Source organism: Pseudomonas sp. FW305-7 (genome assembly GCF_058786735.1).
Genome location: NZ_JBYSZA010000020.1, coordinates 70,369 through 96,655, shown reverse-complemented (window position 1 = coordinate 96,655; position 26,287 = coordinate 70,369). Strand labels below are relative to the sequence as shown.

Here is a 26,287-nt window from a genome sequence, read left to right as displayed (position 1 = left end):
TCGACCCTCCGGTCCCTTACAGCGCTACCATGAGTTGTATGGCACGCCGAATTTTTCGACATAGAATTGGGATTCCTTGGAGAGAGAGTCATATTCTCCTCCAGACTTACCCTCGTAGGGGCCTCGAGGGTCTATCTCGGCTTTAATCTTTGCCACTTCGACGGAGGTCATGCAGGGGCCGGCGACCCAGACTTTAGCAATTCCTCCGGGAGCGAGGTGGACTGTAATTGATTGACGATATCCGGTAATCCATTTTCCGTCCGCCGCACAAAATACCTTTTCACCCTGACGCATGAGTTCCCTGGTCGAGTCAGAGATATCAATTTCCATCTTGTAGGTTTGCGGCTCAACCAGAGACTGCCAACGTACATATATTTTTTTTGGCAGGTCCGCTCCTGTAACGTATTTACCGCCTCCAATGCCAGCTTTTTTAGGCCAGCCTCGTGGATCTCCGGAATTGTTTGGAGGCGTCTGCAATGACGCGACGCCGCTCATCGCGCGTCTGTAAACGTCACCACGGATATCTATTACATCTGCCGTTTCGATCCAGACTTCCATATAGTCGGGAGCAGAGAATCCAAGATGCCACCTATCGTATGGTAAAGCCACGCTGTAAGAATGAATGCATCCAGTAAGTAGTAATGCAGCAAATATAGGTGTTAAGTATTTACTCATTCTGGGGGTACCATGTGCAGCAAATTATCGATTGGCTTACTGATAAGTTAAGTGTTCTACTCAATCAAATAAAGAATGTTACGGTTTGTGCATTGGTTACTGGCTTCTCATAAGAGTAGTGCTTTATTTTTTCAGATGGCTCTCAACTGGTCATCAGTCCAGTTGAGAGGCTCTTCGAATTTATTACCTCATTACCACAAATTTTCTCGATTAAAGCCAAGGTTCAAATCGCATCAAGCAGTTCTGAGCTGAGCACTGCCCGCTTGAGGGATCATCGCGAGCCTGACTTCAACGTTGTTCTCTTTTTCGCCAACCAACGCTGCAGGTTCTGATCATGTTCGGGGGCCTGAGTAGTAGAGCAGTAGATATATTCAGGCGTGACTTTCAGATTGCTTAAGGTGCCAGAGGGCGTTTTACTCTTCCCCTGACCAATACCAAATCGTGTCGCCCCAAGTGGAATCTTCATACTTCGGCATGATTTCACCTTGATTGAAATAGCGGCGGGATTCCGTTTTTGCAGGGGTAAACCAATAGCCAGTCTTTCCGCAAGGTTGACCAGCATCTACACGAGCTACCTGCGATTCATTCGTAGGTTGATAATTTCTGGCGTATTCGACTAAGTCCCTAGGGTAAACTAGGTGATCTATTTTACTGTCGTCTATACCATACAAAAACGCAATCGCGCCAGCTTCGAAGGCCCAATAGCCTACATAACTTCCATCCTCTCCCTGCAGATGAGTGTCATGCCAGGGAGCTTGTTTGAATGCTGGGTACCATTGCTTGCAGTAATCATTTAACAGCTTTGAAGATTCTTCTTTAGAATCTGCGTATATGGCTTTGATCAATAGCGTGTATACGTCGTGGTACCATTGGTCAACATCATGCCTTTTTGGTAGCGTTTTTCTTAATAAGTCTTCATAGAGTGTGTCGTCACCAGCATATCCCGCATCATCTACCAGAGTGACAAAGCGTTTCAATAAGTCAGTGCGTTGTAATAGTATGCACAAACTTATGACTTGAACACACTCTTCATACTGATCCAGCCAATCATCTATTGCCAAAGGAGATATATTTGGTGCTTGTTCATAGATAGCTAATTTTTCCTGTCGAATTTCGTATTTTTCTATTAGCTCTTCAAGCAATGGGATAAGTTTCTCTATCTCTTCTCCAGCTGTATAGCTGGCTAGAATTTTATCAAGCAGTAGATCTTGGAGGTGCCTGGCTCTAAGTGAGGCTTCTTGCTCTGGTGAGCTAGATTTGAAAGTGTTAGTTTTGCAGAATTCAAGAACCTCTTCGTACTCTTCTAGGAAGGTTCTATATTGGTTTTCAGTGTAGAATTTCTGTCTTTTTTTCATGTTCTAAATCTCAAGCGTCAGCGTCTCTAGTTTGCCATGTTTTCTAATCAAAGATTTTTTTCGCTTGTTGACAAAAGCTTTGATCTCGGCTTCGCTATAATGAAAGGCTTTGTGGTTTTCGTGAGTTTCGTTGTTTGAGTTGTTGAGGCGTGCGCTAGCGTGTTCTTTGGGGCTCAAACTTGTGTGGTAGAGTGGTGAATAAAAAAGATGACGGCTATATGAGCTTTTTACTTGAATGGCTAGTGCTGCTCGAACGGATTTTTTGATATTTCTATCGATCCATTCTTCGCTCATTTGAACCAAAATTTCTCTTGTTTTTGGTTTTGAGCTTTGTTTGTTTTTTGCCAAGATTGGTTTGTTTTTTCCTGATCTTAAAGGTGTCTTGCTTTGGTCAGTATCAGTGGCACTCTCGATGGGTTCGATCAAATCGCTAGGAGCAAGCCCTGAAACACCTAGTTTTGAACTAACCCCTGGTTTCCTAGTGTTATTTGGTCTGCGCAAAAATCTTGGCGCATCTTCATCCCTGCTAGCCTTCGCTTCCACAATGGCAAACTTCTCGCCGCCATTGTTAGCCGGGTTGGCCCGCCAAACCGCATCTATCCCCGTGCCATTCGCCCCATCCGTCAGCTTGTAAAGCACATGCTTCGCTTTAGGACTCCCCCCCGCCGAAAGTTTCCCCATCTTGCTCCCGCTCGGCACGCCCTCAAGCCACTTCCCATCAGAACCCTTGTCATGCCCATCCCAATCCTTGCCCCAGCCAAACTCCACCGCGCAGATGTAGTCGGCAATGTGCTCGCCACTGACACCCAATCCTTCATTCAAGATGCTGGAGGGGGCCTGCAGGCCTACTTTGGAGGCTTCGACCTGATTGGAGTGGGTGCCGCTGGCGCCATCCTTGCCTTTCGCTGCAACCGATGAATCTTTGCTGGCAGGTTTTTCCGCTCTTTTCGGGTGGCTGGAGCCGGAGGAGGCCGCTGAGCTGTTGCGCTGCATGCCTTTCCATTTCACCAAGCGTTTCTCAACAATCCCGACCATGGCCGGCATGTTGTCGCGGGAGGAGGCCAGGACAGTGACGACGGAGGTTTTCGCCCAGTTGGGCAGGCTCTGGAATGTGGAAGAGCCTTTTACGCCAGTGATGATTTCGTCGAGTTCGCCGCGTAGCTTGCCAGCGTCGAAGATTTGTTTGAGCAGTTCTTCGGGGCTGGTTTTGATTCCGCATTCCTGGAGGACGAAGCGCAGCAGGTCGAACAAGACCGGGGCGAAGCGTTGAGGGTCTTTGTTGACGATTCGCAGGCTCTTTTTCAGTCCGTCGCCCGGGCCGGGAATCCAGCCGATGACGGCCATCAGCAGGTCGAATTGCGCGTCTTCCTTGCCTGCCGTCGTCTCTGCGTTGTAGAGGACGATAGCGGATTCGATGGTGTCGTAGGCATCAATGGCCTGACCCAGAAACGGCACAGCGCCGAGGGCGATGCCTTTTGCCAGTTCAACTGCGGCTTCTTGATACGCTGCGCTGCGGTCTTCGCCGCCCTCGCTTGCGTTCTCAGCTACTGCCTCGCTCATGTCAGCCTCCCTGCGGCTTTCTCCACTAATGCTTGTAAATCAACCTGATTCGGGTCCAGGCCGAGTTTGCGTAAATCTTCGTTAACTTTGTCGTCCGAGTTCTGCACGACCGCGACGCTGTCGCGGCTGTACGGTCTCGGGTCTTCGCCGTAATACACTTTGGCCGGGCCTTTCGGTACGTCCTCCAGTCGGGCGAATCCGTCGTCATCCAGCACGCCTTCACGCGTCGAACCGTCTGCAAAATCAACGCGGTACGAGGCGCCGGGCACGGGTTCAAGGTTGTCGTAATGCAAGTTCAACTCCAGCCACGTCGGATTGGCCTTGGCTTTTTCCATCAGCCTTCCGGCGATGTCCGCTGCCGCCAACCCCGGAATCAACGGAATCAAAATCCCGATCCCGGTCCCGACCCCTGGCGCGCCCCCGGTATTAGCCTTCACCTCAGCCCCGCTAATCGTCACGCCACCCGCATCAACCTTCACAAAACTTCCGCCAGCCTTGGCCGTGAGCTCCATCCCCCCCTCAACCACAACCTTCTCGCCAGCGTGGTAGTGAATCTCCGTCCCAGCCTCGACAAACTGCGCCGTACCCACTTTCACATGCTGCGTCACGCCCACGGTCAGGTGATCATCCGCGCGCATTTCACTGACGCGATCCAGATGTGTAATCCGGTGTTCTTCCACCTTGAACTCGCTCAAGGTGTTGGCTTCAACGGTGTCATGCCGTTCGTTGCCGACGCGGATCTTCTGGTCGTGCTCGATGTTTTCGTCCCAGTCGCGCTGGGCGTGGATGTAGATCTGCTCGATGCCTTTTTTGTCTTCGATGCGGAATTCGTTGTAGCCCTTGCCGCCCGGTGAGCTGAGGGTTTTGAAGGTGCTGCGGGTCTTGTTTGCCGGCAGGTCGTAGGGGACGACGTTTTCCTTGTGGTACAGGCAACCGGTGACGAGTGGCTGGTCGGGGTCGCCTTCGAGGAAGGTGACGAGGACTTCCATGCCGATACGCGGGATGGCGAGGCCGCCGTAGGCGCTGCCGGCCCAGCCGCTGGCGACGCGCATCCAGCAGGTGGTTTTGTCGTCGGCCTGGCCGTCGCGGTCCCAGTGAAATTGCACCTTGATGCGGCCGTATTGGTCGCAGTGAATTTCTTCGCCGGACGGGCCGGTGACGATGGCGGTCTGGCTGCCGAGGATTTTCGGTTTCGGGTGTTCGAGGGCAGGGCGGTAGTGCGCGTCCCACGGGGTGGCGAGGAAGCTGTTGCGGTAGCCCTGGTGGAAATCGCTTTTGTTGTCGGTGACGTCGCTGGTGACGTTTTCGCCAAGCACTTGCGGTTGTTTGCCTTCGTGGAAGACTTCCAGCAGCAGCCACAGGTCGTTCCACTCGGCACGCGGGTGTTCGGCGAGGGTGAGGAAATGGCCGCTGGTGAGCGTCGGTTCGTCACCTTTACCTTCGGCGAGTTTGTAGTCGCTGCGGTGGCGTTCCAGTGCGCGGGTCGAGAGGAACTTACCGCGCTCGCGGGTGGTGAAGCGGCCGGGGTAATCGTAGTCTTCGAGGTCCGGGGCGAAGGGGCTGGTCGCCGTGCCTTCGGGCAGGATCTGCGGTTTTTCGAAATCGTAATCGCGGCGGCTGACGCGGGTGGTGCGGGTTTCCAGGCGCAGGTTGAAGCGCTTGATCACCGGTTTGTCGGCGGCCATGCCGGAGTCTTGCTGGTAGCTCACGGCTTTGAGTTTGCGGAACACGGTCTGGTCGTCGCCGAACACCAGTTTGTGGCCGCTGCTGCTGTGCTGGAAGTGGAAGTGGATGCCTTCCTCTTCGCACAGGCGCTGGATGAAGTGCAGATCGGACTCGTCGTACTGCACGCAGTATTCGCGTTCCGGGTATTCGGCGCTGAGCTGGAAGCTGTAGGCGTCGGCGAGGATGCCGCGATCTTCGAGAACCTGGGCGATGATCTTCGGCACCGTGAGCTGCTGGAAGATCTGCTGGTCGTGGTTGTGGCGCAGGTAGGCCAGTTGCGGCACCAGGCTGATGCTGTAACGGGTCAGGGTCTTGCCGGAATCGCCTTGCTCGATGCGGTACACCAGGCCGTGGATCTTGCCTTCGCCTGTGGCGCCGAAGGTCAGCACACCGGGTTTGTGCAGCAGCTCTTCGAGTTTCAGGTCGGGGCGGGCGCTGACCAGTTCGAGGTCGAAACGGAACGGTTCGTTGAGGGCTTCGCGACCGGTGAAGCTGAGGACTTGCAGGTCGGCGTTGGCGCCTTCGAGCGTGAGGGTGATGTGGGTAGCGTTGGCGTCCAGCATGCCTTGAATTCCGTCCGTTGAATAAGCAGGGGACGGATGATGGAGGATTAGACCGCCTCGTTCAAGGCGCAAATGCCGTATGCACGGCACTGGCAGCGCATAGGGCAAACCCTTAGACAGAGGGTTTTCGTCAATGAAACCGGGCGATTTGCGGGTTGCAGCGCGGGTCGGTTGCCGCTATCAATCCAGCCGGGCGTTGCAGAATAGCCGGTCAGTTTCAGACTAAAGTCGCCTGTGGCACGTTAAAGCCATCTGCCATCATTGCGCTTCACCCCTGCGTGTTCACTTTCTCCCGGCTCAGCCTTGATCCGGGACGGGAGCTATTTTTCTGGCTTATTGCGCCTCGCGCAAACGCTGCATTGTTGGAGTTTTTCATGCGTCCCCCATTTCCCCTCATCACCCCGCGCCAGTCGTTTGGCTTCGGAGCCGTTGTGCTGTGCGCCGGTTTTGCCGCACAGGTTCAGGCCAGCGGATTTCTCGAAGACACCACAGCGAAAATCGAATCGCGCACGGTGTACTTCAATCGCGATTTCCGTGATGGGCACACGTCCAACGATCAAGGCGCATCGAAACGTGAAGAGTCGGCGCAGGGGTTCATTCTCAACCTGCAATCGGGTTACACCGAAGGCACGGTGGGTTTTGGTATCGATGCGCTGGGCATGCTTGGTTTGCAGCTCGATTCCAGCCCTGACCGCAGCAACAGCGGCTTGTTGCCGTCCAGCGGCCAGGATCCGCGCGGTTCAAAGGGTCAATACGCAAAGATGGGCCTGACTGCCAAAGTGAAGGTGTCCGACACGGTGCTGAAATACGGCGCACTGCTGCCGGATCTGCCGCTGCTCAAGTACAACGACGGACGTCTACTGCCAACGATGTTCAACGGTGCGATGCTGACCTCAAAGGAAGTGAAGGACCTGACCTTCATGGCGGCGCGTCTGGACAAATACACCGCGCGCGATTCCACCGACTCGCAAGACATCCGCGTGCACTGCAAGAACAAGCGCTATGCGTGCAACACCACCGCCGACCATTTCGACATGTACGGCTTCGACTACAAGATCAACGATCGCCTGACCGCGCAGTATCACTACGCCGAACTTGAAGATATCTATCGCCAGCACTTCGTCGGCCTGTTGGCCAATCAGCCGCTGGGCAACGGTGTGTTGAAAGCGGATTTACGCTTGCTGAAAAGTGCCGACAGCGGTGATGCCAAGGCTGGTTCCATCGACAACCGTGCGTTGAGCGGCATGCTGTCCTACGCCATCAACGGCCACACCTTCAGTGGCGGCTGGCAGCGCATGAACGGCGACAACTCGATGCCGTATCTCGATGGCAGCAACCCGTATCTGGTCAACTACGTGCAGGTCAATGACTTCGCCGCTGCACAGGAACGTTCCTGGCAGTTGCGTTATGACTATGACTTCAAGGCGATTGGTATTAACGGCCTGAGTTTCCTGACGCGTTATGTGAACGGTGATCACATCAAGGTGTTGGGCAGCGATCAGGAAGGTAAAGAGTGGGAACGTGACAGCGAGTTGAAGTACGTGATTCAGAGCGGCACGTTCAAGGATGTGAGTCTGCGTTTGCGTAATGCGACTTACCGCACCAACTACGAGAAGTTCGCTCGGGATGTGGATGAGACCCGGTTGATTGTGAGTTACAACTTTTCGGTGTTGTAACCGCCGGGTTTTCGGCGTCTGATCCGCCGTCATCGCGGGCAAGCCCGCTCCCACAGGTTTCTTCGGTGGTCACAAAATCTGTGTTCACCGGAGATCCTTGTGGGAGCGGGCTTGCCCGCGATGGCGTCCTGAAGGTCAACGAAATTGTGCCTGTTACAACCAATGCCAGAACCGGCTCCAGAACCCCCGATTCAAATCCTCTTTGCAGCCGGCATATTGCTGGGCATACATGTCTGAGCGATTCTGCACCTTGCGCGCCGTCGGCATCAGCCACGCCTTGCTCGCGTAAGTCTTGTTGCGATAACCACCCCAGCCTTCGTGGTAGTTGAGGTACTGGCCGTAGGCGTCGTATTTGTACACGCCGTTGATGCTGGTGGTCTTGTCCATGTACCAGCCGACGAAATCGATGGCGTCATCGAAGTCTTCGCGGTCGGCCCAGTTGCGGCCGGTGCTTTTCTGGTAGTCGGACCAGACTTCATCCTTGGCTTGCGCATAGCCCGACGCGGTTGAAACGCGGCCCCACGGAATCACCCAGAGCAGGTATTTGCGTGGGGTCTTGGCGTCGTAGCGGTAGCCGGATTCCTGATACATGATCGCGAACGGCACCTGGATCGGCACGCCCCAGCGCTTTTGCGTGACTTGCGCGGCGTCGTACCAGTCGCTCTTTTCGCGGAAGATCTCGCAGATGTTTTCCGGCGAACGGGGCGGCGAGGTGCCGCAACCCGTCAACAGTGCCGCGAGTACCAGTAGTCCAACCGTCTGCCCTGAATTCAAAAGCCGTTATCCCGTCATGCGCATAAAAAGGGCGACAGTCTACGCGCTCAGGTCAATTGGTGACGATAGGGCAGATCCGGACCCGTCTTGCTACAGGTCAGCGCCGCCGCTTGCACGGCGAACTTGAGCATGGCGTCGATCTGTTCGCGAGCAAGTTGCTGCACACCTTCGACCGAGTCCAGACCTTGTTCGGTCAGCCAGGTAATCAGCGCGGCCTGGAAGGTGTCGCCGGCGCCGACGGTATCGGCGATCTTCACCGAGCAGGCGGGTGCCGACCATGAACCATGGGCGCGGCTGAACACGCTGGCGCCTTCGCCGCCACGGGTGAGGAAGACGACCTGGCAGCGATGCTCCAGCCAGCCTTCGATGACGTGCTGCGGATCCTGCTCGGGGTAGAGCAGGCTCAAGTCTTCATCGCTGACCTTAATCAGATCCGCCAGTTGCACCAGCGTGGCAATCCGTTCGCGCCACAGTTCGATATTCGGCTCGGGATTAAGGCGTACGTTGGGGTCGAGGGTGATCAGGCGTTTGCCACTTTCACGCTGAACCAGCGCGAGCAGGGTGTCGGCAATCGGCTGCACCACCAGGGAGAACGAACCGATGTGCAAGCCGCGCACCTCAGGGCCCAGCGTTGGTAAATGGGTCAGACTCAATTGCCGATCAGCGCAGCCTTCACCGCGAAAACTGTAATGCGGCGAGCCGTTAGCACCGACCGCCACCATCGCCAAAGTCGTCGGCGCGGCAAAATCCAGCAGATAGTCCGGCCGTACACCTTCCTCCTGCAAGACCTGCTGCAAGCGCCGGCCGAGGTAGTCGGTGGACAGACCACCGAACAAGGCCGAGTCCACGCCCAAACGACGCAAACCAACCGCGACGTTGAACGGCGAGCCGCCGGCAATCGCCTTGAAATTCACTTTCGAGGCCAGTCCGCTGGCATCGTCTTCGCTGAAGAAATCAAACAGGGCTTCGCCACACACCAAATACATAATTGTTTGCTCTTTATAGGGTTGCGACATGCTGTTGATAGCGTTCATAAGCCTGCTGAAACGCCGCGACATTGGCGGCGATCGGCAGGGTTTCACTGCTCAGGTCGAGTTTCACGCAGCGCTGGCACAAGTCGGCCAACGTGTCTTCGTGGCCGTTCGACCAGGATTTGCACCACGCCGCCTGAATCGCGGCACCGAGGGCCGCAGCTTCACTTTGCTCGGTGCAGATCACCGGGGTGTTCATGGTGTCGGCGACGATCTGCCGCCACACCGCGCTGTTCGAACCGCCGCCGATCAGGCAAATGCTGCGGCTTTGTAAACCATTCTGCCGGAGCAAATCCAGTCCATAACGCAAGCCGAACGTCGTGCCTTCGACGGCGGCGCGGCACAGATTGGCTTGGGTCAGATTATCCAGCGTCAAACCGTGCAGGCTACCAGTGGCGTGGGGCAGGGCCGGGACGCGCTCGCCGTTGAAAAACGGCAGCAGGCTGACGCCTTCGGCGCCGATGGGCGCTTGGGCGACAAGCTCGTTGAACCGGGGCAGATCGAGGTTGAACACTTCGCGAATCGCGCCGGTGGCATTGGTCAGGTTCATGGTGCAGATCAGCGGCAACCAGCCGCCGCTGGATGAACAGAACGTGGCGACGCTGGCATCCGGGCTGACTTTCGGGGTTTCGGCGTAGGCGTACACCGTGCCGGAGGAGCCGAGGCTCATGGTGATTGCGCCGGGCTGAATATTGCCGGTGCCGATCGCGCCCATCATGTTGTCGCCGCCGCCGCTTGAGACCAGCGCGTTGGGGTTGATGCCAAGGTGTTCGGCGATGGCCGGCAGGATTGTGCCGACGGCTTGGTGCGCATCGATCAGCTCAGGCAGCGCCGCTTGCAGACGTCCGCTGGCGTCGATGTCGCGCAGCAGCTGCAAATCCCACTGGCGGGTGCGCACGTTGAAATAGCCGGTGCCGGAGGCGTCGCCGTATTCGCTGCAGGCACGGCCGGTGAGCCAGAAATTGAGGTAGTCGTGGGGCAGCAGAATGCGGGCGATGCGTGCGAACACGAGCGGATGCTGCTCTTTGGTCCACAGCAGTTTCGATACTGTGTAGCCGGGAGCAATGACCACGCCGAGGCGTTCTAGCGAGCCTTTTTCACCGCCCAGATGGCTGAGCAGCCGGTCGTTCTCAGCGCTGGTTTCGGTGTCGCACCAGAGCTTGGCCGGGCGCAGGACTTCGCCTTGATCGTCGAGCAGCACCAGCCCGTGTTGCTGGCCGGAAACGCCGATGCCGAGGATCGCCTGGCCATCGACTTCCGCCGCCAACAACGCACGGCGGGTGGCGAGGGCGAAGGCTTCCAGCCACTGGCGAGTGTCTTGCTCGCGACGGCCGTTGGCGCCACTGATCATGGTGTGAGCGGCAGCGCCGTGGCCGAGGACTTCGCCGCTGGCGGCATCGAGGATGATCGCTTTGCTGCCTTGGGTGCCGCAGTCGATGCCGAGGAAGAGTTGTCGGGTTGTCATGTGTGAACCAGTCAGTTGGGCTAAAGATCAAGAGCTACCCCCTCACCCCAGCCCTCTCCCCCAAGGGGGCGAGGGGGAAAGGGAGCCGACCTGGGTGCTATTCAAAACCTCAGTTCGACATCGGACTATCAGGTCGATGTAAGTCGCACCAACCACTCGGTCAGTTCCTTCCCCCAGGGGAAAGGGAGCCGACCTGGGTGCTATTCAAAACCTCAGTTCGACATCGGACTTTCAGGTCGATGTAAGTCGCACCAACCACTCGGTCAGTTCCCTCTCCCTTTGGGAGAGGGCTAGGGTGAGGGGCTTTTTCAGGCCAGCACCCGCTCCAAAGTCCGCGAAACGCCCACCTCACGCAAACTGTCGCAGCACCATTCAAACGCCGCCACAAATTCCGCAGACTGCGGAATCGCCGTGCCAAAAATCTCTTCAACCCCCAGCAATCGCTGGGTCATCAACCCATCATCCGCCACCAACGCCTGACAAAAAGTCGCCCGTGGATCAGGAATCGAATAGGTATCGCCATTCTCATCCACCCCCTTCAGATACAACGCCCAGGCCGCCACCACCAACGCCGTACGCTTGGTCTCGCGCCCATCGGCAATCAGCCGGTTGATCGTCGGGATGGTGAACTTGGGAAACTTCGACGAACCGTCCGAACACACCCGCTCCAACTGATCGGCAATCGCCTGATTGGAGAACCGCGCCACCAGCGTGTTCTTGTAATCGGTCAGGTCGATACCCGGCACTGGCGCCAGTTGCGGCGTGACATCCAGATCCATATACGCACGCATGTAGCGCACGAACAGCGGGTCATTCATGGTCTCGTGGACAAAGCGATAGCCTTTCAAGAAACCCAGATAGGTCAGCGCCAGATGACTGCCGTTGAGCAGTTTGATTTTCATCTCTTCGTACGGCGAAACATCGTCGGTGAACTGCACGCCGACCTTTTCCCAGGCCGGGCGGCCGTTGACGAATTTGTCCTCCAGCACCCACTGCACAAACGGTTCGCAAACCACCGGCCAGGCGTCATCCACCGCGTGTTTATCGGCCAGTTGCAAGCGATGCGCGGTGCTGGTCATCGGCGTGATGCGGTCGACCATCGCATTAGGGAAGCTGACGTTGGCGTCGATCCAGCTGCACAGATTGCTGTCGCGCAGGGTGGCAAACGCCAGCAACGCCTTGCGGGTGATCGCGCCGTTGTGTGGCAGGTTATCGCAGGACATCACGGTGAACGCCGGAATACCCGCCGCCCGGCGCTTTTCCAGAGCTGCGCACAAAAAACCGAACACGGTTTTCGGCGACTCAGGATTGTTCAGATCGTGCTGGATCTGCGGCAGGTGCGCCATGAATTCGCCGTTGCTGTCGTCGATGCAGTAGCCGCCCTCGGTGATGGTCAGCGAGACGATGCGGATCTGCGGATCGGCTAGTTTGTCGATCAAGGCCTGGGCGCTGTCTTCGGCCAGCAACATGTCGCGAATCGCGCCGATCACCCGCACTTCAGTGTCATCGCTGTCGCCGAGTTCGAAAAGCGTGAACAGGTAATCCTGCTCCTTGAGATCGTCGCGGGCGCGGCGGTCTTCGGCGCGCAGGCCGACCCCGCAAATCGCCCAGTCGAGTGCTTCGCCGGTATTCATCAGCGCGTCGGTGTAATACGCCTGATGCGCCCGGTGGAAACCGCCGACGCCAATGTGCGCAATGCCTTGGCGGGTATCACTGAGGCTGTACGCCGGCAGTTGCACTTCGGCGGCGAGGCGATTGAGGTTTTGTCTGTTGAGTTTCATTGGGCAAGTCTCGAAAAATCAGGCGGCAGCGCGCAGCGGACGGGTGAGCGCCACGCCTTCGGCATCGAATAAATGGCAATGGGCGGCGTCCAGATGGAGGCTCAGTTGTTCGCCATAACGGCTCGCCAGATCACCGCGCACGCGCATGGTCAGCGCTTCACCGGCGTTGGTCTTGACGTGGCAGAAGGTGTCGCTGCCCAGCCGCTCGCTGACATCGGCGGTGACTTGCAGGGTGCAGTCGCCCGGTTGCGCCAGTTCCAGATGTTCCGGGCGAATACCCAGGGTTACGGCGCTGCCGACGCTCAGGTGGGCGGCGTTGAACGGCAGGGTGATGCGCGTGCCGGCATCCAGTGACACTTCACAGACCTGAGCGTCGATCCGGGCGATCTGGCCTTTGAGGAAGCCCATTTTCGGCGTGCCCAGAAACCCGGCAACGAACAGGTTGGCGGGGTTGTGATAGAGGTCCAGTGGTGAACCGACCTGCTCGATCTTGCCGCCATCGAGCACCACGACTTTGTCGGCCATGGTCATCGCTTCGACCTGGTCGTGGGTCACGTAAATCATCGTCGCTTGCAGGTCCTTGTGCAGGCGCAGCAGTTCCAGACGCATCTGCACGCGCAGTGCGGCGTCGAGGTTGGACAGCGGCTCGTCGAACAGGAAGATCTTCGGGTTGCGCACGATGGCGCGGCCGATCGCCACACGCTGACGCTGGCCACCGGAGAGCTGTTTCGGCTTGCGTTCGAGCATCGGGCCGAGTTCGAGAATCCGCGCCGCTTCGCCGACTTTTTTCTCGACATCAGCCTTGGGCACGCCGGCCAGATCGAGGGCGAAAGACATGTTCTTTTTCACGGTCATGTGCGGGTACAGCGCGTAGGTCTGGAACACCATCGCCAGATCGCGTTTGGCCGGGCTCACTTCGGTGATGTCGCGGCCATCGAGTTCGATGGTGCCGCCGCTGACTTCTTCGAGGCCGGCGATCAGTCGCAGCAGGGTGGATTTGCCACAGCCGGAGGGGCCGACGAAGACCACGAATTCCTTGTCGTTCACTTCCAGGTCGATGCCCTTGATGATGGAAAAACCTTCGAAGCCTTTTTGCAGATTCTTGATTTTCAGGTTGGCCATGAGGATGGGCCTCCGCAATTTATTATTCGTTTGAGCTGAATTGGTTTTTATGTGGGAGCGAGCCTGCTCGCGAAGGGGCCGTGCCAGTCGCCTTCATCGTTGAATGACACTCCGCTTTCGCGAGCAGGCTCGCTCCTACAGGGAATCGCATTAGGTTCGGCATGTTCATTTCACAGCGCCGAACGACAGGCCGCGCACCAGTTGTTTCTGGCTGATCCAGCCGAAGATCAGGATCGGCGCACAGGCAAGGGTCGAGACCGCCGACAACTTGGCCCAGAACAACCCTTCGGGACTTGAATACGAGGCGATCAGCGCGGTCAGTGGTGCGGCTTTCGACGAGGTCAGGTTCAGCGACCAGAACGCCTCGTTCCAGCACAGGATCAACGACAGCAACACGGTCGAGGCAAGGCCGCCCTTGGCGATGGGCAGCAGCACCCGAACCATTTCCTGCCACAACGTGGCGCCGTCGAGGCGTGCGGCTTCGAGGATGTCTTTGGGGATGTCCTTGAAGTAGGTGTAAATCATCCAGACCACGATCGGCAGGTTGATCAGTGTGTAGATCACGATCAGCGCGATGCGCGTGTCGAGCAGGCCGAAACTCTTCGCCAGCAGGTAGATCGGCATCAGCACGCCCACCGGCGGCAGCATCTTGGTCGAGAGCATCCACAGCAGGGTGCCTTTGGTGCGCTGGGTCTCGTAGAACGCCATCGAATATGCCGCCGGCACTGCGATCAGCAGGCACAGCGCGGTGGCACTGAAGGAAATCACCACAGAGTTCCAGGCAAAACTGAAGTAGTCGCTGCGCTCATTGATGTGCAGATAGTTCTCCAGCGTCGGCGTGAAGATGAACTGCGGCGGCGTGGCGAACGCATCGATTTCGGTCTTGAAACTGGTCATCACCATCCAGAAGATCGGGAAGAAAATCACGATCGCGATGGCCCAGGCCAGGGTGCCGAGCAACAGGCTTTGCAGCCGGCGGGATTGTTGAAGGGTCATGGCAGGCCTCAGGCTTTGTCAGTCAGGTTTTTGCCGATCATCCGCACCAGAATGATCGCGGCGATGTTGGCGATGACCACGGCAATCAAGCCGCCCGCCGAGGCCATGCCGACGTCGAACTGCACCAGCGCCTGGTTGTAGATCAGGTAGGCGAGGTTGGTCGAGGCGTAGCCCGGCCCACCGTTGGTGGTGGTGAAAATTTCGGCGAACACCGACAGTAGGAAGATCGTTTCAATCATCACCACCACCGCGATTGGCCGGGCCAGATGCGGCAGGGTCAGGTGCCAGAAAATCGCTATCGGGCCGGCGCCGTCGAGGCGGGCGGCTTCCTTTTGTTCCTGATCGAGGGACTGCATGGCAGTCATCAGGATCAGGATCGCGAAGGGCAGCCATTGCCACGAAACAATGATGATGATCGACAGCAGCGGGTAGTGCGCCAGCCAGTCCACCGGTTGCGCGCCGAACAACTTCCAGAGGTAGGCGAGGATCCCGGACACCGGGTGGAAAATCAGGTTTTTCCAGATCAGCGCGCCGACCGTGGGCATGATGAAAAACGGCGAGATCAACATGACCCGCACGATGCCGCGACCGAGGAATTCACTGGCCTCAAGCAACGCACTGATCAGCACACCGAACACCACGCTGATCAGCAACACGCTGCCAACCAGCAGCAGGGTGTTGGTGGCACCGGGCAGGAAGCCCGAGTCGGTCAGAAAGTAGGTAAAGTTCTCCAGCCCGACGAATTCATTCACGCCCGGGTCGAGCAGGTTGTAACGAATCATCGAGAAGTAAATGGTCATGCCCAATGGCACGATCATCCACAGCAGCAACAGGGCTACCGAAGGGCTGACCAGGAACCAGCCGGGATTGCGTACGCGGATTTTGCGCGCAGGTTGCGACAGGTCGATGTGGGCTTTGGCAGTTGAAGTATTCATGGTGATCACAACCAGTTGGGTGCAGATACATGCTCAGGAGAGAAACCCTTCCTGACATCGACGCGAACCCTGTGGGAGCTGGCTTGCCAGCGATGGCGATTGAACAGTCGACATCAATTTTGAATGTGCCGGCCTCATCGCTGGCAAGCCAGCTCCCACAGGTTTAGTGGCGTTTACTTGGGATAACCGGCGCGCTTCATCTCGCGTTCAGTGGTTTGCTGGGCTGCTGCCAGGGCCTGGTCCACCGTGGTCTGGCCAATCAGCGCTGCCGAGAACAGCTTGCCGACCTGGGTGCCGACGCCCTGGAACTCAGGAATGGTCACCAGTTGTATGCCGATGTAAGGCACCGGTTTCAACGTCGGTTTGCTCGGGTCCGCCGCTTTCAACGACTCCAGCGTCACCTTGGCAAACGGCGCGGCGCTCATGTAGGCGTCGCTGTAGGTCGAGGCGCGAGTGCCCGGCGGTACGTTGGCGATGCCGTCGGTCTTGGCCACCAGCTCGCCGTATTCCTTGGACGTGGCCCAGGCGCTGAATTCTTTTGCCGCATCTTTCGCTTTGGAACTGGTCGGAATCGCCAGCGCCCACGAATACAGCCACGCCGAACCTTTGTCAGTAACCTGATGCGGCGCGAAGGTGAAACCAACGTGATCGGCAACCTTGCTCTGGGTCTTGTCGGTGACGAACGAACCGGCAACGCTGGCGTCGACCCAGATCGCGCACTTGCCGCTGTTGAATAGCGCAAGGTTTTCGTTGAAACCGTTGCTGGACGCACCGGGCGGGCCGGATTTCTTCATGGTGTCGACGTAGAAATTCAGTGCGTTTTTCCACTCGGGGCCATTGAATTCCGGCTGCCATTTTTCATCGAACCAGCGCGCGCCATAGGCATTGGCGACGGTGGTGATCAGCGCCATGTTCTCGCCCCAACCAGCCTTGCCGCGCAGGCAGATGCCGTACTGCTCTTTGTCTTTGTTGGTGAGTTTTTCGGCGAAACCGGCGATCTCTTCCCAGGTCGGACGTTCCGGCATGGTCAGGCCGGCGTCCTTGAACAGGTCGGTGCGGTAATAAGTGATCGAGCTTTCGGCGTAGAACGGCAGGGCATACAGCGAGCCCTTGACCGAAAGGCCTTCGCGCACCGACGGGAACACGTCGTCGAGGGCGTAACTGGCCGGCAGATCCTTCATCGGTTCGAGCCAACCTTTGGCACCCCACAGCGCTGCTTCGTACATGCCGATGGTCAACACGTCGAACTGGCCGCCCTGCGTGGCGATGTCGGTGGTCAGACGCTGGCGCAGGACGTTTTCTTCCAGTACCACCCAATTGAGCTTGATGTCCGGGTGCTCGGTCTCGAAGGTTTTCGAGAGTTTTTGCATGCGGATCATGTCGCTGTTGTTGACGGTGGCGATGGTCAGGGTCTGGGCGCCAAGGCTGACGCTGCTGAGGGTCATGCAGGTGAGGGCAAGCAGAGCTTTTGCAGTGGGTTGCATCGTGCACTCCTTTTCTGCACCCGGCGGGTGGCAGAAGGACGGTTATTGTTTTTGTGTCTTCCGAATGCAGGAAGAATGTGCACCGATTACAGCCTTCAATTGCCGGGCTGACAAATCATCCGTAGCACTTCAATTGATACTTTTTTGCACTGGTGTTGTTGCGGGCGAACGCAGGGTAGGGGGTTGCAGCGAACGGAGGGTATCGGATACGTACAGGTTTTCGACGCAAAGCAAGGTCAAAACCTGTGGGAGCTGGCTTGCCAGCGATGGCGGTGGATCAGTCGACGCGGAGGTTGGGTGTGCTGGCCTCATCGCTGGCAAGCCAGCTCCCACAGGGGTTCGGAGTTTCAGACGTTCTGTTCAGTCAGGCGCTGCACCGCGAGCCGCCGATAGTGCGAAGGCGTCATGCCCTTGAGCTGCTGAAACCGCCGATTGAAGTTGGAAATATTGTTGAAGCCTGACTCAAAGCACACATCGGTCACCGGTTTATCGCCGTCCGCCAGCAACTCGCAGGATTTGCTGATGCGCAAGCGATTGACGAACTCGATGAAGTTGCGCCCGGTGGCCTGTTTGAATACGCGGCTGAAATAGGTCGGTGTCATGCCCAGGTGCTCGGCAACTTCTTCCAGCGAAATATCCCGGGCGTAGTGGCTGAAGATGTAATCGACAGCGCGGTTGGTGCGGTCGATATTGTGCTCATCGGCCAGTTGCGGGGTGGTGGCACCGGACAGCAACTGATAGTCGTCACTGGCCGCAAGCAACTCCATCAGGATGAAAAAGTGTCCGAGCCGGGTGATGCCACGGGTGTCGGCGATTCGCTGCATCAGCGTCATGGCCTCGCGGATTGTCTGTTTGCAGCGGAATTCGATGCCGTACTGCGCCCGTTCCAGCAACGGCGCCAGCGTTTTCAGTTCGGCGAATATCTGGTGACCGCTCTCGAACAGTTCATCGGTGAAATTGACGAGCATGTCGCGTTTTTCCACCACTTCGTCTTCGGCCACCTGACTGATCCAGTTGTGCGGCAGGTTCGGACCGGTCAGAAACAGGGTTTCAGGGTAGAAGTTGCCGATGTAGTCACCGATGAACACTTTGCCGGAACTGGCGACGATCAGGTGCAGCTCGTATTCCTTGTGGAAATGCCAGCGCACCAGCGGGCAGGGGAAACCGTGCTGGCGGTAGATGATGGACAACCCGTTGTGGTCATCCATCAATTCGTAGGAAGGGTCGGTCACGCGTGCGGTTCGAGTCATGGCTGAGCGCTTTATTTTGTTATCGCTTGCCGATCATGCCTCTTTCTGCGCTTGCTGTGCCAGCCTGTATCAACTCAGCACTATGCCTTGGCTGATGCGTTCGCACAGGGGTTGGCTGATTAAGTTTTTTTGGCTGCCTTGATCAGGTTGGCCGCGTGGCAGTATGCAACGATGTCGCTCTCCTCGATGAAGTCGACATTGATAATGTTGCATTTCATGGCCCAGTCACCGTTTTTCGGATTGAACCAGGCATTTAATTCGTCGTGAATATCCACCGGGCCTCCGAGAGCAGCGTAGCAGGCGGCCGAAAGAGACCAGGGCGACCACTTGCCAGGCGGATTCTTCATTACTTCAGAAATGTATTTATTAAGTTCATTGGCACTAACGGTGCCAGTACCGATCCATTTGTGAGCTATCTGTCCAAAAAAAACGTTGTGTGACAGCTCGCCGTGACTCTGGGTGGCAAACAAAACTCTCTGTGTGGAGCTGATTTTTTTTAGTTGTCCCAATGTGAGGCGTGCGTTATTCGGTGGAATGATTCGGTCCCCGAGCAAGTGCTGAACCACTTCGTTGAAATAGCGGAAGTCAAACGTTGCGCCGAGCATTTTATGAACATCTACAACAATAAACTCGTCAGGATTTTCATCGAGAAACTGATTGATGTCGGAAATCAGATGCCCCAGCGTTCGAGAGTTGGGGAATTTATTGTGGTGCATGCGAAATTTGCCTAGTCCCTTTGCAGCAGGCTCACTCATCAAACGAATATCCAGAGCTCGGGATCCATGACTCAATTGCCTATAAAACGAATCATGCTGACAGGCGAGCCAGTGGCGAGGTGGGCCGAAAACAGGATAGCTTGCCTTCCAGTCACTGCCGGCGTTATGAGTTCCCGGCAGAGTCATTTCGTTGAGAGACAGTGCGTCAAATTTGGGGGTGGCCGTCATCCAGTTATGATTGGAGTAGTTGCCTTGATTAAGAGTTGTCATGTATGCATCCTGCATTAGTTAAAGTGCGCACCGTGGAAGTGTTAGTGCGCTGCCTGCAGAATGTTTTAAATGCTAATCAGGTTGTTTGCCAAGTCGTGTTTTAATGCCAAATGTGATGAGAGTTGCGAAGTCCTATGTTTTTTGGTTTTTAACTTCAATCCATTGAGACATGTACTGAGTGCTTTTATGCATGTGGTGGCGCAGCATGCTGCCAGTAAAGTTATTGTTTCTAAGTGCTGTTAAATGCTCTTGGCAATAGCGCAGTTTTTCAATAAGAGCCGGGCCATGGACGATGCGTTGGTAACGTTCCCCGAGCAAATGGTCTCCTGCCTTTTGCGCCGCTTGCCAACGTGCCTTGTCCTTATAAAGCTGAACGGCTTGGTTTGCGAACTCCGTCGTCGTGTGCGTGACAGCTCCGGGCCAGGGCAGATCGCCGTGCATGCCCTCAGCGCCAATCGGTGTCGTGACACTCGGCGTACCGCACAGCATCGCGTCAACCAGCTTGCCTTTGATGCCCGCGCCGAATCGCAACGGTGCCAGGCAAATGCGCGCATCGGACATGACCTGCAACGCATCTTCTGCCCAGTTCATCACATGAAAACCCTGCGCCGCGTTGTGCAGCGCCGTGGCTTTCGGCGGGGTGTAGGCGCCATAAATGTGCAGTTGTGCATGAGGAAGTTGCTGGCGAATCAACGGCCAGATCGTGGATTTCATCCACAGCACTGCGTCCCAGTTTGGCGCATGGCGGAAGTTACCGATGCTGAGGAAATGCGCCCGCTCCTCAAATGCTTTTGTGGCAGTGGTGGGAGGGGCAATCATCAGCGGGCACCAATGCAGCAACTGGCGCGGCAAGCCGAATTGCTCGACGAGCAGCTCGATTTCCACCTCGGAGATCATCAGATTCAAGTCACAGCGGTACAGCGCGGCGATTTCCCGTTTGGCCAGGTCGGTGTCGGCCATCAGTTCAAACTCTTCGCGCAGTGCCGGGGCGAACAAAGCGCTGAAGTCGTCCTGATCGGGACAGGCTTTCAGGTGATCCTTGAGCCGTTGATGGCGGGCGTGACGCAGGCTTTGCAGATCGGAGGTTTCCAGTACCCGCAAGGCATCGGGGCAGTACTTCTCGACACGCCAGCCGAACTGCTCCTCCATCATGAACTGATCGAACAGCACGATATCCGGGGCCAGTTCGCTGATGAATACGTCGAAACTGCTGTTGTTGAGTTCAATGGGCACTTCGCGAATGCCCAGCGCGGTCAGGTCAGCCTTGTGCTCACCCGGGCCGGCGGGGCTGCTGAAGGTAATGTCCCAACCCTGCTGCAAGAAGGTGTCGAGGATCTGCATGACATGCCCGCTGGCCGCCGAGGATTGGGGCTCGGGCCAAACGTATCCGATGACCAGAACTTTGGTGGTGACTGGCTGAGACATGAACAGAAATCCTTTGCAGCAGGCGAGGGGGAACAAAAAACGGCCGCAATTAAACCACAGCGGCCGTTGAAGGTGGGCGGACTCAGCCTGCAGAAGCATCCATTACACGGAGAGATCGATCTCGAGCTTGGAGATGAAGGCACTCGGGTTATATTCGTCCACTGTTTTTTGTACGAGTGTGATGTTCGATGCAAACTTCGCAGGATCTGTTGTTCTCTGATTCAGCAGCGAAACGGCGACTTCTATGCTGTTGGCGTTGTAGAGGGCGGGATTGTCCTGAATAATTTTCGCCAAACTATGACGGACTGCATCAAAATTATTTAACTGAGCCAGTTCAGTAGCCTCATAGGTCCTGTGAAGGTGGGAGAGGGCTGGATGGACCATGTCCGGCTTTCTCGCGAGATCTACCAGGACGGCTACATCCGTTAGTTTATCCCCTTCTTTTGCGTAGAACAGATCCAGTGTGCCGCTACTGCCGTGGGACATTTCATGAATCAAAACGTCAGCGATTTTCGAGACTGCGTATTTTTCTTTTTTATAGTAAGCATCGAGGTGTTTCGGGTAGATTTTTATAAACCTTTTCATGGAATCGCTGACTAGGAGGCCGCTCTTTTTGGCGGCCTTCAATTTTTTGTAGTCATGTGTGGAAATCGCTGCCAATGCATTCGGGCCGACGTGCCGGAAAGACATATTGGCAACGGAAATGGCATCCAGTTCGCTACGCATTGTGCGTAGCGATTTTAACAAGTACCTGATGGCATCGTCTGAGCCTTCGCCCAGCATGTATTTGACGACCAGACGCGTGTTGTCGTCTGCGCTTTCCAAGAGTTTGATCGCTGTATCCAGTCTGCTCTTGGCAGGGGCAAGCGCCTTCCCCACATAGTGCCGGGTGTAGGCGGTGGGCTTGAGCTTTCCAAAAAGTCTATGCACCCGGTATGGCAGCAGTTGCACGTTCTTCAGCGCCGGTCCCCAGGCTCCGCCCACGCTCTTGTGGAAGACATGAATCGATTGGTGGCGTTTGATTACTGCGAGGTCTACGACATCCCCGGCATTCTCGGCCGCGCGCCAGCTGCCATGCTGGAGGTCGGAGCGTTGCAGGGCTTTGACCAGATATCGTGCGTCCGTATGACCGGTAAGTTTTTTGAGCTGTCGAGCGACCGATTCGACCGTGCTTGCACTGTTTTCCCCCAGTAATACCAAGTTGCGATGGGCCAGCCGATAACCCTTGCGCGCCAGTTTCGGCAGGCCATCAATCGGGTTTATGAAGGCCAATGCAGCACGCACGGTTGCCTTGGCAACGCCCAAAACCCTCAATGTGTTCGAAGCCGTTGCGGCGATGACTTTTGCCGAGGCCACGCTGAGGCCGACGACCAGCCCAAGGACTGACAGACCATCGACAATGCAACCGCCAATGCCCTCGCGTACCCGGTGCTCCTCGCCCGATCGAATATCGTTGACACACTTGAAAAACGGCACGGCGACATTGGCGAAATTGGTTTGTGTCAGGTCCCGACGGATACGCATGTGTTCCAGATCTGTCTGGGGCTTGAAGGCAGCATAAAGTTCGTCACGAGTTGCCACCGGATGGCTGGACATGATCGACTTGGTGAGCTTTTCCAGCGAAGGGGAGAAAAACAGCGAAACGGGATGCAGGTTCTCGGTGCTCGTGTGGAAATGCCAGAGTTTTTCCACCACAACGCTGGACGACTGGCCATTTCGTGGTTCGCTGCCGTCTCTGTATGCCGCGAAGTCCAGCGGCCAGTCCTGTGCTTCGATTCTGAGCTGAAGGTCATGTTTGGAGCCAACATAGGCTTTAGTGGGAAAACCATTGATGACTTCACTGCTTTGCAGTTTGTTCGCCAGATCCGGACGTTCACGACACAAACCACGCATGGTGAACATTTCATAACAGCGGGTCTCGCCGTTGTATTGGCGACAGAGAAGGAGCCCGTAACGGCCTTTCTCGGCATCACGCTGCAATTGCGTCTCCTTCTCCGCTTCCAGATTGAGGAGGTTGCCGGTGATTTTTCGCAGCGTTGAAGTGCGAACGGTGTAGAGCGAGATGTATCCATTCATCAGCGCGTCCCGATCGTCTTTCGGCAGGCAGCAGATGGCCATTTTGATCACGGCTGCAAGACCTTCCTGAACACCCGTGTAATACGTGTCGAAGGCTTGATCGTACAACGTGTCGGCGTTCTCCAGCTCAGCCAGGCGGGCAAACGCATTGGCTGGAGGTTGGAAGCCACTCTTGAGCTTGAATCTGCTGGTGAGGCGTCCTTCTTCAACCAGGTCGCCGGAAAGGTACAAATCGAGCACAGAGAGACGCAGGCGCAAAAGCTCGGACAACGAATATTCATTGAGATCGGCCGCATTGGCGGCGAGATTGTATAAATCAGCGAGCACACCGGTCGGGGATGAATACCTCAAAGCATCCAGAAAATTGGTTTCCGTGCGCGAGCCGTTGAAGGTGAACTGCAGCGACTTGTGCTCCAGGTAATCGCCCTCTGGCATCACCTTTTTCAGTGACTGGAGTCCGAGTTTGCGTCGGTCAGGCGGCGCGGCCAGCAGGCCTGTTTCGGATTGGCGCAATGCATCCATATAACGGTTGAAATAAGACGACGCCTTGGTCAGCGAAGCGCTGCCATAGTCTCTGCCAACCTGGTAGACAATGACGCCGTTGAGCACAGCCCAGTTAATGACGGGGATGACGCCAGTGATTTCCTGCAATTCATTCTGTTCGTACGTCACCGGCGCCAGGTCGGAGAATGCCTTGATCTGCGCATAATTCATCACGCGTGATGTGCCTGGCGCGACGTGTTCGAGCATCGCTACCGTTTGTGCGATCAGGACCCAACCCGGTTTATCCAGCGTCAAGTCCAGGGGCGCGCCCTGCACCAGGAACTCCGGCGCCACTTTCGCCAGCAACAGATGGGCAGCCAGCGGCGCGACGTTTTCTTCGATCAGTGCGTGGGTAACCAGATGAGCTTCCAGTTCCTCCCGAACCTGCGCCGCGTTCAGCGGCGCATTGGCTGGCCGGTATACGTCATAACCGGCGATCACCGGTTGATCGCTGGCGCCCAGATCGAGCGCCAGCGCGACGGCTGCCATGTGCATGAGCTGCTCGTCGCCCAGCTGTGCATCATCGAGATCGAGATGCCATTCAAGCCGTTCATGAATGGCTCGGCCCAGCGCTTTGGCGGTTTTACTTCTCAGGCAACTTGTTAAAAATTTTTCCGAGTGTTCGCGTTTTTCAGACGCTGGAATCAGATTGAAATTAAGAAAGGCAAGTTTTTGCAGAAGACTGGTTTGACCCTGGGTTATTTCCAGAGTCACATCCTTGATGATCTGTCGCACATTGTCCGACAGATGAAACGGGGAGTCTTCATGGGCGTCCAGCAATTCCTGAAAGTCACCCAGTGCGGGACTTTCCGGAAGCTTGAAGGACAGATAAGCGATCAGATTGTGGATGTCGGCGACGGTGGTCGGAAGTATGAAATCTTCAAAGCGCAACCATTGTTCCACGCTGAAGTTATCGCCCGAATAAATATGGCCACCGGTAATGCCGGCGAACTCGCCCAGCATGGCCAGTTCCTCGGCCAACGTGGGTTCAAACTCTATGAACAACTGAACCTGAGTAGTCGCGACAAGCGCGAACAGGCACGCTTTTTCATCGACGCAAATCTGCACGTCGGCGGGAAGGGCCTCTTGTTTGAGGAGCCTGGCGAACGCTGGGCTTGCGACCATTTTTTGCAGGGCAGTGCGTGCAGGATCACACACTTCATCGAAAGCACTGCCTGTCACTCGCGGTATAAACCGGTCTTTCAGTTCTAACAGGGGCGTATCGGATATTCCACTGACAACTACATCGGCAACAGCAACGGTGCTGGTGCGATCTTTAATTAATTTGTTGAGTGACTGAATGACCAGATTTTTTTCGTACTGGTCAGCTATGTCGGTGTTGGAAGCAGTGTTAGTAGCAAAGGTGGGTTTCATTAATTGTGCGTCCTGCATCGAGTGGGTGGAATTGCTTACTTCTGGCCGTTAGTACGAGATGCTGATCAGCATTAACGTGTAATAGCGAGCAACCTCAGAGTAGAGAGCGAGTCAGTGCGTTGGAAGTCCGAATTCTTTACGGTTTGTTTGTTGTTGCAGGAGGTGGCTTAGATGTTTGGTGTTATGTGCGCAAGTAGCAGATGCTAACAACTAAGTTATTGTTGTTGGTTGCGAGTTTGATAGTTTGCCTCCGGCCTGGAATGCAATCATGCGACTTGCATTTTTACTCATGTGCAGGAGGTTTTAGGAATATCGAATTATAAAAGTCCGAATTTCGCCCCGTTTGGTGAACTTGCACAGTGACCCGGACTTAAATGTCGATAACGCTGTCTTTATCGGGCGAAGCAGTTTAGACCGAGGCATTCTTTTTTCTTTCTCGGTGAAAACAGTGCTGAATTTGAGTTTCCCGCCGGTCACGATGCACGCGGCAAGTGTGTGGAAAGCGACGCCGATCTCCCGCCACGAATAGCCACGCAGTACGATTGTCAGGCCCGGAAAAAGGCTTCGTTTATCAGGGATTTGTCTTTCGGGGAGACATGCGCGATCCGTTGATCATCTTCGAGAAGGGGTTTACCCGCCATCCACTGGACAGTGGTGAATTATTCTCCAGCCTCGATTTCGGTAACGAATCGGTAAGTGCCCCGGAGCATAGCGCGGCTGCTCAGCAGTCTGGCCAAACGCCGGCCCAATCAGAGCCAGCGAAAGTGACAGTCGATGACATTATCGACTTTAGAGAGCGGCAAAAAGCCAAGCTCGATTGCATGAATGGTAAAGACTTGAACAACCAGAAGGGGCGTTCATTCTGGTACCTCGGATAAACGCAACAGAGAGGCTCCAAAGGCGTTCAGGACCAAAGCTGCAGAGTCGTTTTTCAGCTTTCCAGAATGCTTTGGACCTTGTCCCTCAATTGGTCAATCGAAAAGGGTTTGCCGATAATTTGCATACCTTCTGGCGCATCAAGATTCTCCGCATAACCACTGGCAAACAGAATCGGCAGAGCAGGGCGCAGTTTGCGAGCTTCGTTGGCCAGTTCACGGCCATCCATCCCCGGCAAGCCGACATCGGTCATCATCAGATCAATGTGCTTCTCCGGATCTTCGAGAATTTCCAGCGCCTGCTCGCTGCCATCCGCCTCCAGCACTGTAAATTCCAATTCCTCCAGCACATCGACGATCAGCATGCGCACGATGTCATCGTCTTCTACGACAAGGATGGTGGAAGCGGTGGCGGACATAATAAAAGCTCTCAAGGATGGAATTTTGGGGCGCCGGTCGATCAAAAATGCCGGGCTCCTGCATGAGTAAGTGGCGCATAGCCACAAGTTCCCGGCAGGACACAAAAAAGATTAGCTGCAAATGGGCGCGCAAGGATAACTGTTGGCGAGTCCAAGGGCGCAGGCAAATGTAGGAATTTGCGTCCAAAGTTGTGAGA

At 56.0% G+C, this 26,287-nt stretch carries 19 protein-coding genes; 2 read left to right on the top strand and 17 right to left on the bottom strand.

The annotated features are described in order from the left end of the window. Window positions 1–24: 24 nt before the first annotated feature. The 4 genes from AC3WMT_RS21945 to AC3WMT_RS21930 all read right to left on the bottom strand — a co-directional run bounded on the left by AC3WMT_RS21945 (window position 25) and on the right by AC3WMT_RS21930 (window position 5,878). Window positions 25–675, bottom strand: coding sequence for a DUF2931 family protein (locus AC3WMT_RS21945; protein ID WP_103305005.1), 651 nt, complete (start codon window positions 673–675; stop codon window positions 25–27). Between the two features lie 413 nt (window positions 676–1,088). Then, window positions 1,089–2,030 (bottom strand): PoNe immunity protein domain-containing protein, encoded by a 942-nt coding sequence (locus tag AC3WMT_RS21940; RefSeq protein WP_103305004.1) that lies wholly within the window; start codon window positions 2,028–2,030, stop codon window positions 1,089–1,091. Window positions 2,031–2,033: 3 nt separating this feature from the next. Further along, complete coding sequence (locus tag AC3WMT_RS21935; RefSeq protein WP_103305003.1) at window positions 2,034–3,590, bottom strand: hypothetical protein; 1,557 nt, start codon at window positions 3,588–3,590, stop codon at window positions 2,034–2,036. Further along, window positions 3,587–5,878 (bottom strand): type VI secretion system Vgr family protein, encoded by a 2,292-nt coding sequence (locus tag AC3WMT_RS21930; protein ID WP_103305002.1) that lies wholly within the window; start codon window positions 5,876–5,878, stop codon window positions 3,587–3,589. The genes AC3WMT_RS21935 and AC3WMT_RS21930 overlap by 4 nt, the downstream gene beginning before the upstream one ends. Before the next feature lie 374 nt (window positions 5,879–6,252). Here AC3WMT_RS21930 and AC3WMT_RS21925 point away from each other — a divergent pair, with 374 nt between their 5' ends. Next, on the top strand, window positions 6,253–7,554 hold the full coding sequence (locus tag AC3WMT_RS21925) for an OprD family porin (protein ID WP_103305001.1): 1,302 nt from the start codon (window positions 6,253–6,255) through the stop codon (window positions 7,552–7,554). A 153-nt stretch (window positions 7,555–7,707) separates the two neighbouring features. On the opposite strand, the gene AC3WMT_RS21920 is transcribed toward AC3WMT_RS21925, so the two are convergent. The 12 genes from AC3WMT_RS21920 to AC3WMT_RS21865 all read right to left on the bottom strand — a co-directional run bounded on the left by AC3WMT_RS21920 (window position 7,708) and on the right by AC3WMT_RS21865 (window position 24,796). Next, window positions 7,708–8,328, bottom strand: a complete 621-nt coding sequence (locus tag AC3WMT_RS21920; RefSeq protein ID WP_103305000.1) for a transglycosylase SLT domain-containing protein — start codon at window positions 8,326–8,328, stop codon at window positions 7,708–7,710. 47 nt (window positions 8,329–8,375) lie between these two features. Continuing rightward, window positions 8,376–9,314, bottom strand: a complete 939-nt coding sequence (locus AC3WMT_RS21915; protein ID WP_103304999.1) for a carbohydrate kinase family protein — start codon at window positions 9,312–9,314, stop codon at window positions 8,376–8,378. Window positions 9,315–9,327: 13 nt separating this feature from the next. Then, window positions 9,328–10,824 carry a xylulokinase gene (xylB, locus tag AC3WMT_RS21910; RefSeq protein ID WP_103304998.1) on the bottom strand — a complete coding sequence of 499 codons (1,497 nt, stop codon included), beginning with the start codon at window positions 10,822–10,824 and terminating at the stop codon, window positions 9,328–9,330. A gap of 308 nt (window positions 10,825–11,132) precedes the next feature. Next, window positions 11,133–12,605, bottom strand: coding sequence for a mannitol dehydrogenase family protein (locus tag AC3WMT_RS21905; RefSeq protein ID WP_103304997.1), 1,473 nt, complete (start codon window positions 12,603–12,605; stop codon window positions 11,133–11,135). Window positions 12,606–12,623: 18 nt separating this feature from the next. Then, on the bottom strand, window positions 12,624–13,727 hold the full coding sequence (locus AC3WMT_RS21900) for an ABC transporter ATP-binding protein (RefSeq protein WP_103304996.1): 1,104 nt from the start codon (window positions 13,725–13,727) through the stop codon (window positions 12,624–12,626). A gap of 165 nt (window positions 13,728–13,892) precedes the next feature. After that, complete coding sequence (locus tag AC3WMT_RS21895; protein WP_003225143.1) at window positions 13,893–14,723, bottom strand: carbohydrate ABC transporter permease; 831 nt, start codon at window positions 14,721–14,723, stop codon at window positions 13,893–13,895. A gap of 8 nt (window positions 14,724–14,731) precedes the next feature. Further along, complete coding sequence (locus tag AC3WMT_RS21890; RefSeq protein WP_103304995.1) at window positions 14,732–15,658, bottom strand: carbohydrate ABC transporter permease; 927 nt, start codon at window positions 15,656–15,658, stop codon at window positions 14,732–14,734. Between the two features lie 173 nt (window positions 15,659–15,831). Beyond that, complete coding sequence (locus AC3WMT_RS21885; protein ID WP_103304994.1) at window positions 15,832–17,142, bottom strand: ABC transporter substrate-binding protein; 1,311 nt, start codon at window positions 17,140–17,142, stop codon at window positions 15,832–15,834. A gap of 347 nt (window positions 17,143–17,489) precedes the next feature. Then, window positions 17,490–18,392 carry an AraC family transcriptional regulator gene (locus AC3WMT_RS21880; protein WP_103304993.1) on the bottom strand — a complete coding sequence of 301 codons (903 nt, stop codon included), beginning with the start codon at window positions 18,390–18,392 and terminating at the stop codon, window positions 17,490–17,492. 119 nt (window positions 18,393–18,511) lie between these two features. Then, window positions 18,512–19,378 carry a phosphatidylinositol-specific phospholipase C domain-containing protein gene (locus AC3WMT_RS21875; protein WP_103304992.1) on the bottom strand — a complete coding sequence of 289 codons (867 nt, stop codon included), beginning with the start codon at window positions 19,376–19,378 and terminating at the stop codon, window positions 18,512–18,514. Window positions 19,379–19,510: 132 nt separating this feature from the next. Then, window positions 19,511–20,803, bottom strand: coding sequence for a glycosyltransferase (locus AC3WMT_RS21870; protein WP_103304991.1), 1,293 nt, complete (start codon window positions 20,801–20,803; stop codon window positions 19,511–19,513). Window positions 20,804–20,905: 102 nt separating this feature from the next. Beyond that, a complete protein-coding gene (locus AC3WMT_RS21865) occupies window positions 20,906–24,796 on the bottom strand; it encodes a hypothetical protein (protein WP_146041246.1) in 3,891 nt (1,296 codons plus the stop codon). 596 nt (window positions 24,797–25,392) lie between these two features. Here AC3WMT_RS21865 and AC3WMT_RS21860 point away from each other — a divergent pair. Further along, entirely contained in the window at window positions 25,393–25,674 is a 282-nt protein-coding gene (locus AC3WMT_RS21860) for a hypothetical protein (protein ID WP_103304988.1), read from the top strand. Window positions 25,675–25,727: 53 nt separating this feature from the next. Here AC3WMT_RS21860 and AC3WMT_RS21855 read toward each other — a convergent pair whose 3' ends face one another. Continuing rightward, window positions 25,728–26,090: a response regulator gene (locus AC3WMT_RS21855; protein WP_103304987.1), complete on the bottom strand. Its 363-nt coding sequence runs from the start codon at window positions 26,088–26,090 to the stop codon at window positions 25,728–25,730. Between the last annotated feature and the right edge of the window lie 197 nt (window positions 26,091–26,287).